Annotated in this window: 14 protein-coding genes and 1 riboswitch; all 14 genes read right to left on the bottom strand. The window is 62.6% G+C overall.

Features of this window, described 5'->3' with window-relative positions:
• On the bottom strand, window positions 1-801 hold the full coding sequence (gene hutG, locus J2045_RS07235) for an N-formylglutamate deformylase (RefSeq protein ID WP_307371174.1): 801 nt from the start codon (window positions 799-801) through the stop codon (window positions 1-3).
• A 235-nt stretch (window positions 802-1,036) separates the two neighbouring features.
• A complete protein-coding gene (hutH, locus tag J2045_RS07230; protein ID WP_307371025.1) occupies window positions 1,037-2,572 on the bottom strand; it encodes a histidine ammonia-lyase in 1,536 nt (511 codons plus the stop codon).
• Entirely contained in the window at window positions 2,569-3,789 is a 1,221-nt protein-coding gene (gene hutI, locus J2045_RS07225; RefSeq protein ID WP_307371023.1) for an imidazolonepropionase, read from the bottom strand. Before hutI ends, hutH begins: the two co-directional genes overlap by 4 nt.
• A complete protein-coding gene (locus J2045_RS07220) occupies window positions 3,786-5,294 on the bottom strand; it encodes an HAL/PAL/TAL family ammonia-lyase (protein ID WP_307371020.1) in 1,509 nt (502 codons plus the stop codon). The genes hutI and J2045_RS07220 overlap by 4 nt, the downstream gene beginning before the upstream one ends.
• A gap of 43 nt (window positions 5,295-5,337) precedes the next feature.
• Window positions 5,338-6,711: a formimidoylglutamate deiminase gene (hutF, locus tag J2045_RS07215; protein ID WP_307371018.1), complete on the bottom strand. Its 1,374-nt coding sequence runs from the start codon at window positions 6,709-6,711 to the stop codon at window positions 5,338-5,340.
• A gap of 138 nt (window positions 6,712-6,849) precedes the next feature.
• Window positions 6,850-8,475, bottom strand: coding sequence for an FGGY family pentulose kinase (locus J2045_RS07210; RefSeq protein ID WP_307371015.1), 1,626 nt, complete (start codon window positions 8,473-8,475; stop codon window positions 6,850-6,852).
• Window positions 8,468-9,175, bottom strand: coding sequence for an HAD family hydrolase (locus J2045_RS07205; protein ID WP_307371012.1), 708 nt, complete (start codon window positions 9,173-9,175; stop codon window positions 8,468-8,470). The genes J2045_RS07210 and J2045_RS07205 overlap by 8 nt, the downstream gene beginning before the upstream one ends.
• Window positions 9,176-9,181: 6 nt before the next feature.
• Complete coding sequence (locus J2045_RS07200; RefSeq protein WP_307371009.1) at window positions 9,182-10,666, bottom strand: mannitol dehydrogenase family protein; 1,485 nt, start codon at window positions 10,664-10,666, stop codon at window positions 9,182-9,184.
• Between the two features lie 34 nt (window positions 10,667-10,700).
• The gene (locus J2045_RS07195) at window positions 10,701-11,480 is read right to left on the bottom strand and encodes an L-iditol 2-dehydrogenase (RefSeq protein WP_307371006.1); all 780 of its coding nucleotides are present in this window, start codon (window positions 11,478-11,480) and stop codon (window positions 10,701-10,703) included.
• Complete coding sequence (locus tag J2045_RS07190; protein WP_307371003.1) at window positions 11,477-12,475, bottom strand: ABC transporter ATP-binding protein; 999 nt, start codon at window positions 12,473-12,475, stop codon at window positions 11,477-11,479. The genes J2045_RS07195 and J2045_RS07190 overlap by 4 nt, the downstream gene beginning before the upstream one ends.
• A gap of 12 nt (window positions 12,476-12,487) precedes the next feature.
• Window positions 12,488-13,312, bottom strand: a complete 825-nt coding sequence (locus J2045_RS07185; RefSeq protein WP_307371000.1) for a carbohydrate ABC transporter permease — start codon at window positions 13,310-13,312, stop codon at window positions 12,488-12,490.
• Window positions 13,313-13,323: 11 nt separating this feature from the next.
• Window positions 13,324-14,196 carry a carbohydrate ABC transporter permease gene (locus J2045_RS07180; RefSeq protein ID WP_166600197.1) on the bottom strand — a complete coding sequence of 291 codons (873 nt, stop codon included), beginning with the start codon at window positions 14,194-14,196 and terminating at the stop codon, window positions 13,324-13,326.
• Window positions 14,197-14,338: 142 nt separating this feature from the next.
• Entirely contained in the window at window positions 14,339-15,652 is a 1,314-nt protein-coding gene (locus J2045_RS07175) for an ABC transporter substrate-binding protein (RefSeq protein ID WP_307370997.1), read from the bottom strand.
• Window positions 15,653-15,800: 148 nt separating this feature from the next.
• Complete coding sequence (locus J2045_RS07170) at window positions 15,801-16,754, bottom strand: sugar-binding transcriptional regulator (protein WP_307370995.1); 954 nt, start codon at window positions 16,752-16,754, stop codon at window positions 15,801-15,803.
• Window positions 16,755-17,081: 327 nt separating this feature from the next.
• Window positions 17,082-17,314: riboswitch (cobalamin riboswitch) on the top strand.
• Window positions 17,315-17,369: the final 55 nt, after the last annotated feature.

Below are 17,369 nucleotides of genomic sequence, written 5' to 3'. Positions count from 1 at the left end.
TCAGCGTTTCAGTTCGAGCGCGATGGCTTCGATTGTTGTCAGAATGTCCTTGAGATGATGTCGCAGCGCGTCGGCCTTCCCGGCGTCATAGGCAAAGGGCGGGGCTTCGGTGGCCAGATGCGTGATCTGCGCCAGTTCCATCTGGATGGCATGCACGCAGGTGTCCGGTTTGCCGTAATGCCGTGTCGTCCAGCCGCCCTTGAAGCGGCCGTTGATCACAGAGGTGTATCCCTCCGCCCGACCGGCGATCTCGGTGGCGGCTTTTTCGATCCTGGCATCGCAGGTGCGGCCCATATCCGTGCCGATGTTGAAATCCGGCAGAGGTCCTTCGAACAGGAAGGGAATGAGCGAACGGATCGAGTGGCAGTCATACAGCACCGCCACGCTATGGATCGCCTTTACGCGCTCGATCTCGGCTTTCAGCGCCGCATGATAGGGCGCGTGGAAGCTTGCCAGCCGCTCGGCGATATCGTCGCTCGTTGGCTCTTCCCCGCTTTTCCAGATGGCGACACCGTCGAAATCCGTTTCCGGCACAAGTCCGGTGGTATTCTGCCCGGGATACAGGCTGACGCCATCAGGGTCGCGGTTCGCATCGATCACGTAGCGATGGAAGGTCGCCCGGACCGTCGTCGCATCCGGCAGCAATCCGGCATAGAGCTCGTGGATGTGCCAGTCGGTATCGGCCAGCAGTCTGCCATTGTCGTTCAAACGATCCCAGATCGCAGGCGGCACATCCGTGCCCGTATGCGGGAAGGCGAGAATGACGGGGGAGGTGCCTTGGTTGATTTCGAAGACCGGCATCATTGCAAACCTCCTCTGTCGGAGGCTGTGATACCCCCCTCTGGTCTGCCGACCATCTCCCCCTCAAGGGGGGAGATCGATCCGCGGCAAGGCCAAAGCTTCCATCCGCAGGTAGAGTCATCAGCCGGAAGAGACGTATTAAGGAGGTAAGGCGCAAGCGTCTTGCCGATCTCCCCCCTTGAGGGGGAGATGTCGGGCAGGGCAGAGGGGGGTACCATGATTGCCAACATCACGTTCACCCCTCCAGACCCGGCAACAAGCCGGCGGACACGGCGGAAACCAGTGTCCCATCCGCCACCAGGCGACCGGCAGCCTCGAGATCCGGCGCCATATACCGGTCCTCCTCCAGGGTGGCGACGTGGGCACGCAGGGTGGCGATCACTTGTCTCAGTTCCGGGCTTGTTGTCAGGGGCGCGCGGAATTCCACGCCCTGCGCTGCCGTCAGAGCCTCGATGCCGATGATCGAGAAGAGGTTGTCGGTCATCTGCAGCAGGCGCCGTGCGCCGTGGCAGGCCATCGAGACATGGTCTTCCTGATTGGCGGACGTCGGGGTCGAATCGACCGAGGCCGGATGCGCCACCTGCTTGTTTTCGCTCATCAGGGCAGCTGACGTGACCTCCGCAATCATCAGACCGGAGTTTAGCCCCGGCTTCTTGGCGAGGAAGGCCGGCAGTCCATAAGAGAGGGCCGGATCGACCAAGAGCGCGATGCGCCGTTGTGCAATGGCGCCGATTTCGCAGACGGCAATCGCGATCTGGTCGGCGGCAAAGGCCACCGGTTCCGCATGGAAGTTCCCGCCCGAGACGACGCTCATGTCGGAAAGCACGAGCGGATTGTCGGTGACGGCATTCGCTTCGATTTCGAGCGTGCGGCCGGTCATGCGCAACAGGTCGAGGCAGGCGCCATCGACCTGCGGCTGGCAGCGGATGCAATAGGGGTCCTGCACCCGCTCGTCGCCTTCCAGGTGGCTTTCCCGGATGACGGAACCGGCGAGCAGTCCGCGCAGGGCCGCTGCCGTGTCGATCTGGCCCTTGTGGCCCCGCAGCGTGTGGATGTCGGCGGTGAAAGGCGCCGAGGAGCCCATGGCCGCATCGGTCGAGAGCGCGCCGGTAATCAGTGCCGCCTGGGCGGCGCGATGGGCACGGAAGAGGCCGGCCAGCGCCAGCGCGGTGGAGGCCTGCGTACCGTTGATCAGGGCCAGACCTTCCTTGGCCGCCAGCACGACGGGCGCCAGCCCCGCGCGCTTCAACGCCTCGGCGCCGGAAAGCCGTTCGCCCCCAAAGAAGGCTTCCGCCTCGCCCATCATCACGGCTGCCATATGCGCGAGCGGCGCAAGATCGCCCGATGCGCCGACGGAGCCCTTTTCCGGAATGAGCGGGGTGACGCCCTTGTCCAGCATGCCTTCGATCAGGCGCACCAGGTCCAGGCGGACACCGGAGGCGCCGCGACCGAGCGAGATCAGCTTCAGCGCCATGATCAACCGGACGATGTTGGCGCCCAGCGGCTGGCCCACGCCGCAGCAATGCGAGAGAATCAGATTGCGCTGCAGCGTCGCGGTGTCGGCCGCATCGATCTTGATCGAGGCGAGTTTGCCGAAGCCGGTATTGATGCCGTAGACCGGCGCGTTGCCGGCGGCGATTTCGGCGATCCGCGCTGCGGCCTTCTCGATGCCGGCGTCGAAGCTGCGGTCGAGCACGGCACTTTCACCGCTCCAGTAAATCTGTGCGAGTTCGGCGAGAGAAACGCGGCCGGGGTGAAGCGTAATGGTCACGACAGAATTCCTTTGGTGATGTGGCCGTTCCAGATGCGTAGGTAGAGCGGGTTGAAGCCGATGCGGTAGACGAGCTCCGCCGGGCTCTCGACCGACCAGATGGCAAGGTCTGCCTGCTTGCCGACCTCGATGGTCCCGACCGTGTCGAGACGCCCCAGCGCGCGGGCGGCACTGCGGGTCACGCCGAGAAGGCATTCCTCGACCGTCATGTGAAACAGCGTGGCGGCCATGTTCATGGTCAGCAGCAGGGAGGTGAGGGGCGAGGTGCCGGGATTGCAGTCCGTGGCAAGCGCCATGGCAGTTTCTTGTTTGCGGAAGAGATCGATCGGCGGCTTCTTCGTCTCGCGGATGAAGTAATAGGCGCCGGGCAGCAGCACCGCGACGGTTCCGGCCCGGGTCATCGCAGCAGCACCTTCCTCATCGGTGTATTCCAGATGGTCGGCTGACAGCGCCTGATACCCGGCGGCAAGCGCTGCCCCCTGCAGATTCGAAAGCTGGTCAGCATGCAGTTTTACCGGCAGTCTGAGAGATTTCGCCGCATCGAAGACAAGCCGCATCTCATCCGGCGAAAAGGCGATGCCTTCGCAAAAGCCGTCCACCGCGTCGACCAGTCCTTGCGCCTGGGCGGCTTTCAATCCCGGCAGCACGATGTCTTCGATGAAGTCGCGATTGCGTCCCTTGTAGTCGGCAGGTGTGGCATGGGCGCCGAGATAGGTCGTGGTGATGGCGACCGGACGCTTCTCGGCGAGCTGTCGGGCGGCCCGCAGCATCTTGAGCTCGTCTTCGACGGTGAGCCCATAGCCTGACTTGACCTCGACGGTCGTGACGCCCTCGGCAATCAGCGCATCCAACCGGGGAAGCGTTTGCGCGACAAGATCCGCCTCGCTCACCTCGCGCACCTGGCGCACCGACGAAACGATGCCGCCGCCAGCGCGTGCGATTTCCTCGTAGGAAGCGCCGGCAAGACGCATCTCGAATTCTCGTGCCCGATTGCCGGCATGCACCAGATGCGTATGGCAATCGACAAGGCCCGGCGTCACCCAGCGCCCCTCGCAGTCGATCACCTCGGCGCCAGCGGAGACTGCGATCTCGCTCGCCTCTCCGACGGCGACGATCCGCCCGCCCTCGATCATCACCCTGCCATTATCGATTACACCAAGCCCTGGCCGGTCAGGCGCCATGGTCGCCAGTCGTGCATTGGTGAGGATAGTCGTCATGCGCCCTCGCTTTCGGACCAGGCGGCCGTCGTCTTCAGGAGTGTCCGGATCTGCTGGATGTCGCCGTTCAGGGGCCGATCGTCCCGGTAGAAGGGCACCGCGTGACGAACCCGCTCATAGATCCGTTGGGTCATCAAAGCCCTGGCCGCCTTTGAAGACTGCAGGTCATGGGCCTGCGCGGCGGCGGTCAGTTCGATGGCAAGCACCGTCTCGAGATTGTCGAGGATGGCGAGCGCCTTGGCCGCTGCCGGCGTCGCATGGGTGAGAATGTCTTCCTGCAGGCCGGAGGTGATGCCACCGTCGAGGCTCGCGGGCATCGCGAGCCGGCGGTTTTCCGCCACCAGCGCTGCCGCCGTATACTGGATGATCATGAAGCCGGATTCGACGCCGCTGCCCGAGGCGAGGAAGGCCGGCAGGCTGCTCACCAGCGGGTTGACCAGCCGGTCTATCCGCCGCTCGGAAATGGCAGCGAGTTCCGCTGCGGCCGTTGCCAGATGATCCATGGCAAGGCCAAGGGCTGCCCCGACCGCATGCGCCTGCGAATGCACTTTCGGGTCTGCAGGCGATCCGCTGACGGCGGGATTGTCGGTGACGCTCGCCAGCTCCCGATCCACCACCGCCCGCGCCTCCACGAGCGCATCGCGCACCGCGCCATGCACATGCGGCACGGCCCTGAGACTGAGCGGATCCTGCGTCCGCTTGCCAGCTGATTCTGCCAGGAGGGCGCTCCCCGCCAGCAATGTCCGCAAGTTCTTTCCGACCTGCTGCAGGCCATAGGACTTCCGCAGGGAAAGTGGCATTTCCGCAAATGGATCGGTCTGCGCGCCGAGGTTCTCATAACTCATCGCGGCTGCTACATCTGCCCAGTCGACGAGATGCGCGAGCCTGGTGACGGCAAGCGAAGCAAGGCCGGTGGCGCAGGGTGTACCGTTGATCAGGCTCAGACCTTCCTTCGCCTGGAGCACGAGCGGCTTGAGACCGAGCGCTGCCAGCGCCTCGGCGCCCGAGATCAGCTTGCCTTCGTGTCGGCATTCGCCAGCGCCGATGACGACGAGCCCGATCGCCGCGCCATGTGTCAGGTAACCGACCGAACCCTTGGATGGGATGACCGGAAGCATATCCTTGTTCAGGAGGGCGATGAGCGTCTCCACGACCTCAAGCCGGATGCCCGAATAACCATGGGCGAAGTTGGCGATCTGGGCTGCCATTATCGCGCGTGTTTCCACCCGCCAGAGCGGCTCACCGATACCACAGGAATGACTGAACAGCAGATTGCGGGAAAGCGACGCCTGCTCCTGCCGGTCGATGACCACGTCACAGAGTGCGCCGACGCCGGTATTGATCCCATAGCCACGGATGCCCTGGTCGACCAGGGCCTCGACGATCGCGCGGGCATCGAGAATCCGCTGCCGCGCCGTCTCGCTCAAGGCCAGCCTGGCGCCCTCCGCAATGGCTGCGATCGCATCTGATGTCAGAACAGTATCGAGAGTGATCGTCTGCACCATCAGGCGCTCCATCCGTTGAAAACGATTCGCCGGCTAATGAAACTCATTGAAGTATTCTCTTCAGCGCACGGGCAAAGTCGTTGTCGATGCGTTCCTCGGCCCGATGGCGACCCTCCTGAACCACGAAGTCTCCGCGAACCATCACGTCGCGCACGGCCTCGCTGCCGAGTGCAAAGATCCAGCGGTCGAGGATCTGGTCGTCCTTGGCCGCAGCGATGAACGGGTTGGCGCCGTCGAGCACGACGAGATCGGCGCGCGCGCCGACGCGAATGCCGCTCGTCTTGAGACCCGCAGCCTGGGCCCCGCCCGACAGGCTGGCGTCAATGAGCGTGCGGCCGACCGAGGCTCCAGGACCGGATACAAGCCGGTTGCGGCGCCGATCGCGAAGCCGCTGACCATATTCCAGCACGCGCAGTTCCTCCGCCACGGAAGTTGCGACATGGCTGTCCGTGCCGATCCCTATGCGTCCGCCCTGGGCCATGAAGTCCGTTGCAGGATAGATCCCGTCACCGAGATTGGCTTCGGTGGCCGGGCAAAGTCCCGCGACCGCACCGGATTTCGCCAGCCGCGCCGTCTCCTCCGCTGTCATATGCGTCGCATGGATGGCACACCAGCGCTGGTCGACCGCAAACTCATCGAGCAGGAAAGTGACCGGTCGGCGACCGCTCCAGGCAAGGCAATCCCCGACTTCGCGCTCTTGCTCCGCCACATGAATGTGGATCGGTCCGCCCGTCTGCTCTGCGGAAAGCACGGCACGCATCTCATCGGGGGTGGCCGCCCGCAGCGAATGGATGGCGAGGCCGAGCTCCACGTCGGCAGCCTTGCACGCGGGTGTCAGCTGATCGAGCAGGGCGAGGAAACTGTCTATGCTATGGATGAACGGGCGCTGTCCGGCATTGGGCGCGAGCCCACCGAAGCCGGCATGGGCATAGAAGACGGGCAGATGCGTGAGACCGATCCCTGCCGTCGCTGCCGACCGCAGAATGCGGCTCGACATTTCGAAGCCGTTGGAGGTGCCAACCTCGATCAGGGCATGGTGGAAATAGTGAAATTCCACCACCTGACCAAAGCCACCTTTCAGAAGTTCACTATACAACTTCGTCGTAACAGCCTCGACATCGTCAGGCGACATCTTTGCGACAAGCCGATACATCGTCTCGCGCCAGGTCCAGAAGCTGTCATCGGTCGATCCCGCTTGCTCGGCGAGACCCGCCATGGCGCGCTGAAAGGCGTGGGAATGCAGGTTTTTCAGGGCCGGAACAACCGGACCGGAGAGCATCGTCGAATCCGGTCCACGCACCATCCCGTGCTCGATCGAGGCAATCTTGCCGTTCTGATCGACCCCGATTGTCACATCGCTTGCCCAGCCCTCGGGCAGGAGCACGCGCTCACAGAACAGACTTTGAGAAGCTCTCATCGCGAAACCTTTGCAAGTTGTATAGGCAACATGACAGGTTCGGAGTTTTGGCGCAAGAGGGCTTGGATATGTGCTGCTGTCGAAGTCGAAAATCACTGCCAGGCGGGTGTCGAAATCCCGCTGGGCTTTCGCCAAATGTCAGATGGCGAGGGGAATCGCACTCGGCTCGGCGATCTGCGGCGAGGCCAGCAAGGTGAGCTCGTCGCGGTGGCGCATCATCGCCTTGAGCAGTGCATGGTCGCGGGAAAGGGCAGCCTGGCGGGTCGGTGACGCGGGGAAATGCGCCATGGCAAACCGCATCTGCGCCCCGGCTTCCGCTGTCGTCGCAAAGGCGCCGGCGGCGACGGCCGCATGCAGCGCGCAGCCGAGCAGCACGGCATCGCATTCCCCTGGCACGAAGACATCGCAGCCCGTGGCATCGGCATAGAGCTGAGCGAGCAGCGGATGGTCCGCGAGCCCGCCGGCAAGCAGCAGTTGTTTCGGTGCTCCGGCCCGTCGCGGCTGATGGTCGAGGATATGGCGGATGCTGCAGGCAAGCGCCACGCAGCTGCGCCAATAAAGCCTGTGCAACGAGCGCTCGCTCCGGTCGAGATCCACGCCGGCAAGGATGCCCGTCAAAAAGGGATCAGACACCGGTGATCGGGTCCCGTGCAGATCGGGAAGCACACTGATCGGCAGTCCGAAATCCGGGCCTTCGGTGGCCAGATGCTCGGCGATCGCATCGAGGATTGCCCGGTGGCGGGCTTTTGTCGGTATGCCGCCAGACGGATGCAGGGAGACGATATGGTCGAGGAAGGCGCCGGATGCAGATTGACCCGCTTCGGTCAGCCATAGGTCCGCAATAGCCGCATCGCGAAACCCGCCCCAGCATCCGGTCCCGGAGACAGGCTCTCGGGAAAGCCGGACGATACAGCTCGAGGTTCCCGCAATCAGCACGGCTTCCGATGTCAACGGCACCTCGGGACGCACACCGGCTGCAAACAGGCCGACGGTCCCCGCATAGGCATCGATCAATCCAGGCGCCACGAGGCAGTCCTCGTCGAGGCCCAGTTCACGGGCGCTGACTTCCGAAAGCCCGCCGATCGGCCGGCCCGGCGGCTCCGACTGCAGTGGGAGACCCGCCCGCTCCATCAGATCGCCGAGACCGATCTTCTTCAGATAGTCGGTCGGAGGTGTGCCCGGCGCCTCGGGCGTATAGCCCCATTTCGAGGCAAGCGCCGAATGGCCGCGCTTTGCCGATCCCGTCGCCCGCCAGGTCAGGTAATCGCAAAGATCGAAGATCTGTCCGCAGGCGGCCCAGAGGTCCGGTCTGTGGGTCTTCAGCCACAGCAGCTTGGGGATCTGCATCTCCACCGAAAGCCGCCCACCGAAATGCTCCAGAATTGGATCGGCGACCGCATTGCAAGCCTCGGTCTCGGCCAGCGCCCGATGATCCATCCAGAGGATCGTATCGAGCGCGGGCGCTTGCGTCTCCGACACGGAGAGCGGTTTTCCATCTCGATCGCGGACGACCAGCGAGCAGGTCGCGTCGAAGCCGATGGCCAGAACGCTTGCCGCGCCGATGCCACTTTCGGCCAGCGCAGCCTTCACGGCCCCACAGACCGCCGACCAGATTTCCTCGCTGTTCTGCTCCATGTGTTTGGGCAGGGAGTGGTGAACGCTGATCGGGACGACGCACCGCGCCAGCTGCCGGCCGCTGAGGTCAAACACCCCCGCCCGCGCACTGCCCGTGCCGACATCCACGGCCAAGAGGTGTTCACGCATCAGTCAGATCTTCCGGTCTCCTCACTCCGAGGACAAAGTGGAGCAGATTTTCCATGGCGTCAAACTGTCCGTCCGGATGCAATTGGCCAAGGGATGTCTCGTAGCTGGCATGCTGCGTATGCGACCCACCGGTGAAGGCAAGAACCCGCATGCCCGCCGCCTGGGCGGCACGGATCCCGGCGGGACTGTCTTCGATGACGAGGCACTGCGATGGCTGATATCCCATCTGCTGCGCGGCATGCAGGAAGAGGTCCGGGGCAGGCTTGCCGTTTTCCACCATTGTGGCGCTGAAGATATACGGTTTCAGCCGTGCAAGGAGGCCCGTCACCGAAAGCGACAGCTCGATCCGCTCCCGCTGGCTCGATGACGCCACGCAACACGCAATTCCTGCGGCTTTCAGGCTATCGATTACAGCAGCGACGCCGGACACGGGTTTGAGTTCGCCTCTGAAGCGGGCGTAGAGCACTTCGCGCATGTCAGCGAGAAAGGGCGGATCGATCGCGACGCCGAATTCTAAGCGCACGACCTTCGCCAGAGATCCGAGGCTTCGCCCCAGAAAGCGCTCTGCCGCCTCGTTCGTCGAAAGCAGGATCCCCTTCTTCGCCAGCGCCTCGACCAGAACCTCCAGCGCAATCCCCTCGCTGTCGACGAGAACCCCGTCACAGTCGAAGATCACAAGGCGGATCGGCTGCGGGTCCATGATCACTCAGCTGGCAAGGGTTCCATCGATGTAACGCTGGAGCGTAGCGGCGGCGCCGTGGCTCCGCAAGCTGCCGATCGCCTCACCGAATCGCTTCTGGAAACGGGGATCGGTGCCGATCGAGCCGAAGATATCGGTGATCCCGATGAAGGCATCGGGATCACTGCGGGAGGCGAGCGCTGCGGCATGCAGCCGTTTGGCACTTGGATCGTTGAAGGCAATCGCCTTGCCGCTGTCGCTCTCCCCCTCGAAATAACGGCACCACAGGGCCGAAACCAGTGCCAGGCCCTGAACGTCGAGCCCCTTGGCCAGCCGGTCGGCTGTCGAGGGCAGAATGAATTTCGGCTGTCGGTTCGATCCGTCCTGCGCAAGGCGTGGAATGGTGTCGCCGATCTTCGGGTTCGAGAAGCGCGCCTCGATCAGGGAGAAATAGTCCTGAAGACTGGTGTTCGGTACGGGGGGGACGACCGGGATGATTTCGTCGTTTTCCAGCTTTGCGAGGAACCCACGGATCAAAGGGTTCTCCATCGATTCATGCACGAAATGGATGTCCATCAACGCCGCCGGATAGGCGATCGCCGCATGGCCGCCGTTGAGGATACGCAACTTCATGAGCTCATAGGGCGCAACGTCGGGCACGAAGGTGACGCCGACATCTTCGAGTGCCGGCCGGCCGAGCGGAAACTTGTCTTCCAGCACCCACTGCTTGAAGCCTTCGCAGAACACCGGCCAGCCGTCATCGATGCCATAAGCGTCGCGGGTGATGTCGATCTCCCGCTGCCCGGTCGCCGGCGTAATCCGGTCCACCATCGAATTCGGGAAGGCGACATTATGGTGGATCCAGTCGGCGATTTCAGGATCGGACAGTCGCGCGAGCCCGCAGACGGTCGCTTCGGTGACCTCGCCATTGCCGGGGATATTGTCGCAGCACATCACGGTAAAGGCCGGAATCCCGGCTGCCTTGCGTGCCTTCAGGCCGGCAATGATCAGACCGAAGACGGTCTTCGGCTGCTCCGGGTTCTTGGCATCGGCAACGATCGCCGGGTGATTGGGATCGAACCGACCGGTGGCCGGATCGATGAAATAGCCGCCTTCCGTAATCGTCAACGACACGATGCGGATCTCCGGCGAAGCCAGCGTCGCGATGATCCGGTCGAAGTCGGGTGCCGTGATCACGTCGAGCATCGGCCCGGTGATCGTCGCAGCCGAGCGGTCGATATCCTGCTCGACCACGGTCGTCAGGAAATCCTGCGCCTTCAGCGTGTCACGCATCCGCTGGTCGGACGGCATCACGCCGGCACCGACAATGCCCCAGTCGAGGTCGCGCCCCCTGTTGAACAGCTCGTGCAGATAGATCGCCATATGGGCGCGATGAAAATTGCCGACACCGAAATGCAGGATTCCGGGACGGATCTCATCGCGGCGGTAGGCGGGCAGGGAAGCCCGGTCGCCGATGTCATTAAGAGTTGCAAGCGAGAGTTTGGTCGTCATGGGTGCATTCCTTGGCTTGGGGCTCGGGGAGCCGTCAGCTCATCCAGTTTCCGCCGTCGACATTGTAGGTCTGGGCAACGATGTAATCGGCCTCTGCCGAAGCAAGGAAGATCGCCATGCCGGTTAGGTCCTCGGCCCGGCCCATGCGTCCCAGCGGCACCGCTTCACCGACAAGCTTCTTCTTCTCGCCGAGAGGCCGGTTTTCATATTTGGCAAACAGCGCATCGACCTCGTCCCACATCTCGCTGCCGACGACGCCCGGTGCGATGCCGTTGACGTTGATACCGTGCTTGATGAGATTGAGGCCGGCTGACTGGGTGATCGAGATCACGGCAGCCTTCGAGGCGCAGTAGACGCCGACCAGCGATTCGCCGCGTCGACCGGCTTGACTCGCCATGTTGATGATCTTGCCCCCGCGTCCCTGAGAGATCATCTGCTTGGCTACGGCCTGCAGGGTGAAAAGCGTACCGCCGACATTGATATCGAAAACCCGCTGATAGCTCTTTCGGCTGATCTCGACGATCGGCGCGAGGTCGAAGATGGCGGCATTGTTGACCAGGATGTCGATGCCGCCGGCGCGCGCCACGCAGGCCGCAACGGCCTCGTCGATCGATTCCTGGTTTGAGACATCGATACGCACGGCATAGGCGGCCGAGCCGATTTCTGCAGCCGTTGCCGAAGCACGGTCGAAGTCGATGTCGGCGATGGCAACGGCTGTTGCCCCTTCCCGCACATAGGCTTCGGCAAAGGCGCGACCGATGCCGCGTGCTGCCCCCGTGATCACTGCCGATTTTCCGTTCAGTCTGCCAGTCATTGGGCCAGTCCCTTGTCATTGAATTTATGCAGTCGGGTAAGATCCGGCGTGACGTGAACCGTGTCGCCGTGACGAACGGGGAATTCCCCACCGGTGCGTGTGGTAATCGTGCCGACACCTTCCACCTGAACATGCAGGAAGGTGTCGGAGCCGAGATGCTCTGCAACCGTGACCAGTCCGCGCCACATGCCCTCGGTGGTCGACAGCCTCACATGCTCCGGCCGGATGCCGATCGTATGGGCGCCCTGTGCCGAAGCCGCCTGGCCGGAAATCAGGTTCATCTTCGGCGAGCCGATGAAGCCGGCGACGAAGAGGTTGGCCGGGCTGCGATAGAGTTCGAGCGGCGAGCCCACCTGCTCGATGCGCCCCTTGTTGAGGACCACGATCTTGTCGGCCATGGTCATGGCTTCCACCTGGTCATGGGTCACATAGATCGAGGTCGCCTTCAGCTTCTGGTGCAGTTCGGTAATCTCGAGGCGCATCGCGACGCGCAGGGCGGCATCAAGGTTGGAGAGCGGCTCGTCGAAGAGGAAGCAGCGCGGATTGCGCACGATGGCCCGTCCGATGGCGACGCGCTGGCGCTGGCCGCCCGAGAGCTGCCCCGGACGACGTTCCAGATAGTCGGTGAGGTTCAGGATACGGGCTGCCTCCTCCACCTTGCGGCTGATCTCGGCCGGGTCGATCTTCGCCATCTTCAGCGGAAAGCCGATGTTCGAGCGCACGCTCATATGCGGATAAAGCGCATAGGACTGGAACACCATCGCCAGACCACGCTGGGACGGCGGTGTCTGCGTCTGGTCCTTGCCGTCGATCAGGATCCGGCCGCCTGTCGCGTCTTCCAGGCCTGCGATCAGGCGCAGAAGGGTGGACTTGCCGCAGCCCGAGGGGCCGACGAAGACGACGAACTCGCCGTCGTTGATTTCCAGGTCGATCCCCGGGATGACCGCATGCTCGCCGAAGGACTTGGAGAGCTGTTCGAGTTTGATGCTGCCCATGATGGGGTATCCTTACTTGACGGCGCCGAAGGTGAGGCCGCGCACGAGTTGTTTCTGGCTGAACCAGCCCAGGATGACGATCGGCGCGATTGCCATCGTCGAAGCCGCCGACAGCTTCGCCCAGAACAGGCCTTGCGGACTGGAGAAAGAGGCGATGAAGGCGGTGAGCGGCGCCGCGTTGGTGGTGGTCAGCCGTATCGTCCAGAAGGCTTCGTTCCAGGCGAGGATGATGTTGAGGAGAAAGGTCGAGGCGATCCCCGGCAGCGCCATGGGCGTCAGCACATAGACGATCTCGTTGAACAGCGAGGCACCGTCCATGCGGGCGGCCTCGAGGATCTCGCCCGGGATTTCACGGAAATACGTGTAGAGCATCCACACGACGATCGGCAGATTGATCAGCGTCAGCATCAATGTGAGGCCGATACGGGTGTCGAGCAGGCCGAAATCGCGAAACAGCAGATAGATCGGCACGAGTACGGCAACGGACGGCATCATCTTGGTCGAGAGCATCCACATCAGGATGTCTTTCGTCCGTTTGGTCGGCGAAAACGCCATGGCCCAGGCGGCGGGAATGCCGACGATCAGTGCCAGGATCGTCGAGCCCACGGATAGGATGACCGAGTTCATGAACGGCTTGATGTAGTCGCGCTGCGTCTGCACCGTCACGTAATTTTCCAGCGTGAAGGTCGGGATCAGGTCGAAGCCCTGGATCGCCTCCGTCTCCGTCTTCACGCTGGTGATCAGTGTGTAGAGGATCGGGAAGAAGATCACGAAGGCGATGCTCCAGGCGAGGACCGTGAAGAGGATCTTGCGGCGGGGGCTTGTGGCACGGGCCATGGCGGGTCTCCTTACCGGTCCAGGTTCTTGCCAACGGCGCGCATCAGGAAGATGGCGACGAGATTGGCAAGCACGACAGCGATGATGCCACCCGCAGAGGCTCCGCCGACGTCGTAGCCGAGCAATGCCGTGCGGTAGATGAGGAAGGCGAGGTTGGTCGAGGCATAGCCCGGACCGCCATTGGTCGTGACCAGGATCTCTGCATAGACGCCGAGCAGGAAGATCGTCTGGATCAGGATGACCACGGTGATCGCGCGGGCGAGATGCGGCAGCGTCAGATAGATGAATTTGTCGATGAAGCGTGCACCATCCATCTCGGCCGCCTCCTGCTGCTCGCCATCGAGCGACTGCAGGGCGGTCAGGAGAATGAGCGTCGCGAATGGCAGCCACTGCCAGGCAACGATGATGATGATCGAGAGCAGCGGATATTGCGCGAACCAGTCCACCGGCTGGAAGCCGAGCGCGCGGTTGATGTCGGCGAGCACGCCGTAGCCCGGATGCATGATCATGTTCTTCCAGATCAGCGCGGCAACCGGCGGCATGACGAAGAAGGGTGAGATCACCAGAATGCGCACGATTCCCTGGCCGAACATCGGCTGGTCCAGCAGCAGGGCGAGAAGAATGCCGCCGACGATGGTGATGAACAGCACGCCACCAACGATCAGCAGCGTGTTCCAGACCGACTGGAAGAAGGCCGGATCGGTGTAGAAGTAGCGATAGTTGAACAACCCACCGAAGCTGACATTGGCCGGATTGAGCAGATTGTAGTTCTGGAAGGAGAACCACAAGGTCATCGCCAGCGGCACGATCATCCAGATCAGCAGGAGACCGACGGACGGCGCCATCATCAGACGGGCCAGGGTGCGTGTGTTTTGAGTAGCCATGATAAAGCTCGCCCTGATGGCCCCAAGCGGACAAGGTCCGGGACCCGTTGGAGGCTAGGTGACAACGACCGGCATTGGCCGCAAGCGGTCGAGGTCTCTCCTGCCCGGATCGCGATCCGGGCAGGCAGGTTTGGGAGGTGGATTACTTGGTATAGCCGCCGCGGGTCATTTCGCGCTCCGTCAGGCTCTGGGCCTGGGCCAGCGCATCATCGACCGGCATCTGGCCTGCAAGCGCTGCCGAGAAGAGCTGACCGACGGAGGTGCCGAGGCTCTGGAACTCGGGGATCGCCACAAACTGCACGCCGACATAAGGCACCGGCTTGACGGTCGGGTTCTTCGGGTCAGCCGCGTTGATCGAGTCGAGCGTCATCTTCGCGAAAGGCGCCGCCTTCTGGTATTCCGGGTTCTCGTAGAGAGAGGTGCGCGTGCCCGGAGGAACGTTGGCCCAGCCTTCCTTGGAGGCGACGAGTTCGAGATAGGCCTTGCTGGTTGCCCAGGAGATGAACTTCTCGGCAGCTTCGGACTTCTGAGAGCCTGCCGGAATGGCGAGATTCCAGGCCCAGAGCCAGTTGCCGCGCTTGCCGAGGCCCGTGTCGGGGGCGAGCGCGAAGCCCACCTTGTCGGCAACGGTCGAATCCTTCGGGTTGGTCACGAAGGAAGCGGCGACGGTGGCGTCGATCCACATGCCGCACTTGCCCTGCTGGAAGAGCGCGAGGTTCTCGTTGAAGCCGTTTGAGGACGCGCCCTGCGGGCCGGCGTCGTTCATCAGCTTGACGTAGAAGTCGAGCGTGTTCTTCCATTCCGGCTGGTCGAACTGCGGCTTCCAGTTCTCGTCGAACCAGCGGGCGCCGAACGCGTTCGACGTGGCCGTCAGGAAGGCCATGTTCTCGCCCCAGCCGGCCTTGCCGCGAAGGCAGACGCCGTTGATGTCGTTGGCGCGGTCCGTCATCTTGCGAGCGGCGTCGGCAACAAATTCCCAGGTCGGAGCATCGGGCATGGTGAGCCCGGCCTTCTCCATCAGGTCCTTGCGGTACATGATGAACGAGGACTCGCCGTAGAACGGGGCAGCATAGAGCTTGCCGTCGCCGCCGGTCAGGCCTGAGCGGATCGCCGGCAGCAGATCATCGACGTCGTAGTCCGCGCCGAGATTTTCGAGCGGCAGCAGCCAGCCCTGCTTGGACCAGATCGGAACTTCATAGGTGCCGATCGTCATGATGTCGTACTGGCCGCCCTTCGTCGCGATGTCCGTCGTCACGCGCTCGCGCAACACGTTCTCTTCGAGCGTGACCCATTCGACCTGAATCTCGGGATTTTTAGAGGTGAATTCGGAGGTCAGCCCCTGCATCCGGATCATGTCGCCATTGTTGACGGTCGCGATCGTCAGGGTTTCGGCCGAGGCCATGCCGGCAAGCGCCAGCGCTGAGCAGGCGCCCAGCAAAATCGTCTTCAAGTTCATGTCTTCCTCCCAGAAGAGTAATGAGCATTCGCTTTGCTCATGGGCAAATACTCAGTTTAGGCGCACGAAATGTCAATCCGGATTCCATGCTGCAGCGCCGCAAGGTCCAGCTAAGTCTTTGTTCAGAGATTGAAAATTTTAATTGAGATCAACTGGCGAGAAGGTGCCGCGCAGCCTCTTCGTCTGTGATCAGGCCGTTGATATGGCCGCCGCGAACCGCAGCAAGGATGGCCGGATGCTTTCGTCGCCCCTTGGCCAGACCAATCACGCTGGAGGTTTCGCGCGAGGGAACCTCGAGGCTGGCCACCCGCTCATTGACGGGGTGCGCGAGGAGCATGCCATTTTCTCCGAAGATCCAGCCGCAGATTTCTCCCACCGCACCTGCGGCGAGCAGGTCCTCCATCTCGCCCGGTTTCAGGAACCCATCGACGAGCAGCGGCGCGTTCATGTTCATTTCGCCGATGCCGACAAATGTCACGTCCGTCTGACGGCCGAGCGCAATTGTCGGCGCCACCAGCGGCTGCTGGTGCAGAAGCTGCTTTTCTTCGGGTGAAGACACGATGACCGGAAGGGGCATCGGGAAGTGCGGCGCCTTGATCGCATCGGCCATCGAGAAGATGACGTTGAAATAGGCAGCCGAACCATCAGGGCTGATATTGCCCGTCAGCGAAACGATCTTGTGCTGCGGACATTCCATCGGCGATAACTGGTCTATCATTGCACGCAGGGTACGACCGGTGCCCATCGCGATGACCAGCGGATCGGTCTGCTTGAGCCAGCGCTCCAGCTGTGCTGCTCCTGCTTCGGCAACACCGACGGTCGCCGACTCCGATGTCGGATCGGTCGGAACAATCTCCACCTCCTTTAATCCGAACTTCCGCTTGAGTGCTTCCGCCAGTTCGAGGCAGGCGGCGATCGGGTGGTCAAGCCGCACCTTGATGAGCTTTTCCGCGACGGAGAGCGAAACGAGACGCTGGGCACTCTGTCGAGAAATCCCCATGGCTGCTGCGATCTCGTCCTGAGTCCGGCCGGCGACATAGTAGAGCCAGCCGGCTCGTGCCGCATCATCCAGTCTCGTCTGTCCCTCGCTGCGCCGTGCCATGCGGTCTCCTCCCCGTCTGCAACACTGCTGCCAAGTTTGCCCTGTCCTGTCAAATCAGCGGTCGCCCGGTGCCGACTGGAATGTGCGGGTGTCTGCGCGGTTTTGCAGGGCGCAAGAACGGCCCTGATCATTGCTTTGAGCCACTGTGACCGGACGCGCCGCCGCACAGCCACCATTCGGCGATTGCGAGTTGCTGATCTTTTCCAGGGGCATGGCCGGAGATTCGAAGGGGTGAGATCGGGTGTGGACAACAGGAAAAACAGACGATAAACGTAATGGTATTACATAACGAAAAAGATCAAGGCTTGACCGCCTGGGTCTGCAGGTCCTATGCAAGCAGGTGACGGTTCCCCCACCGGATGACTCCGAGGGGATTAATAGGGAACACGGTGCGGAAGACCCAAAAGGGACCAAGACCGTGGCTGCCCCCGCAACTGTAAGCGGATTGCTGTCCATTCTCGCGGCGTGAGAGCGTCGGGCCACTGCGGGTCACCGTGGGAAGGCAAATGGAGCAGCGCATATCCGCGAGCCAGGAGACCTGCCGTCAAGTGTTGAAAACGAAGCGGACGGGGTGTTCCGATGGATAAAAACTGGCTTTCGCGCCGCGCTGTCTGG

It is taken from the genome of Peteryoungia aggregata LMG 23059, assembly GCF_030814435.1.
Classification (GTDB): Bacteria; Pseudomonadota; Alphaproteobacteria; order Rhizobiales; family Rhizobiaceae; genus Allorhizobium; species Allorhizobium aggregatum.
Note: the sequence above shows the minus strand (reverse complement) of the source record. Positions and strands in the feature narration are given on the sequence as shown.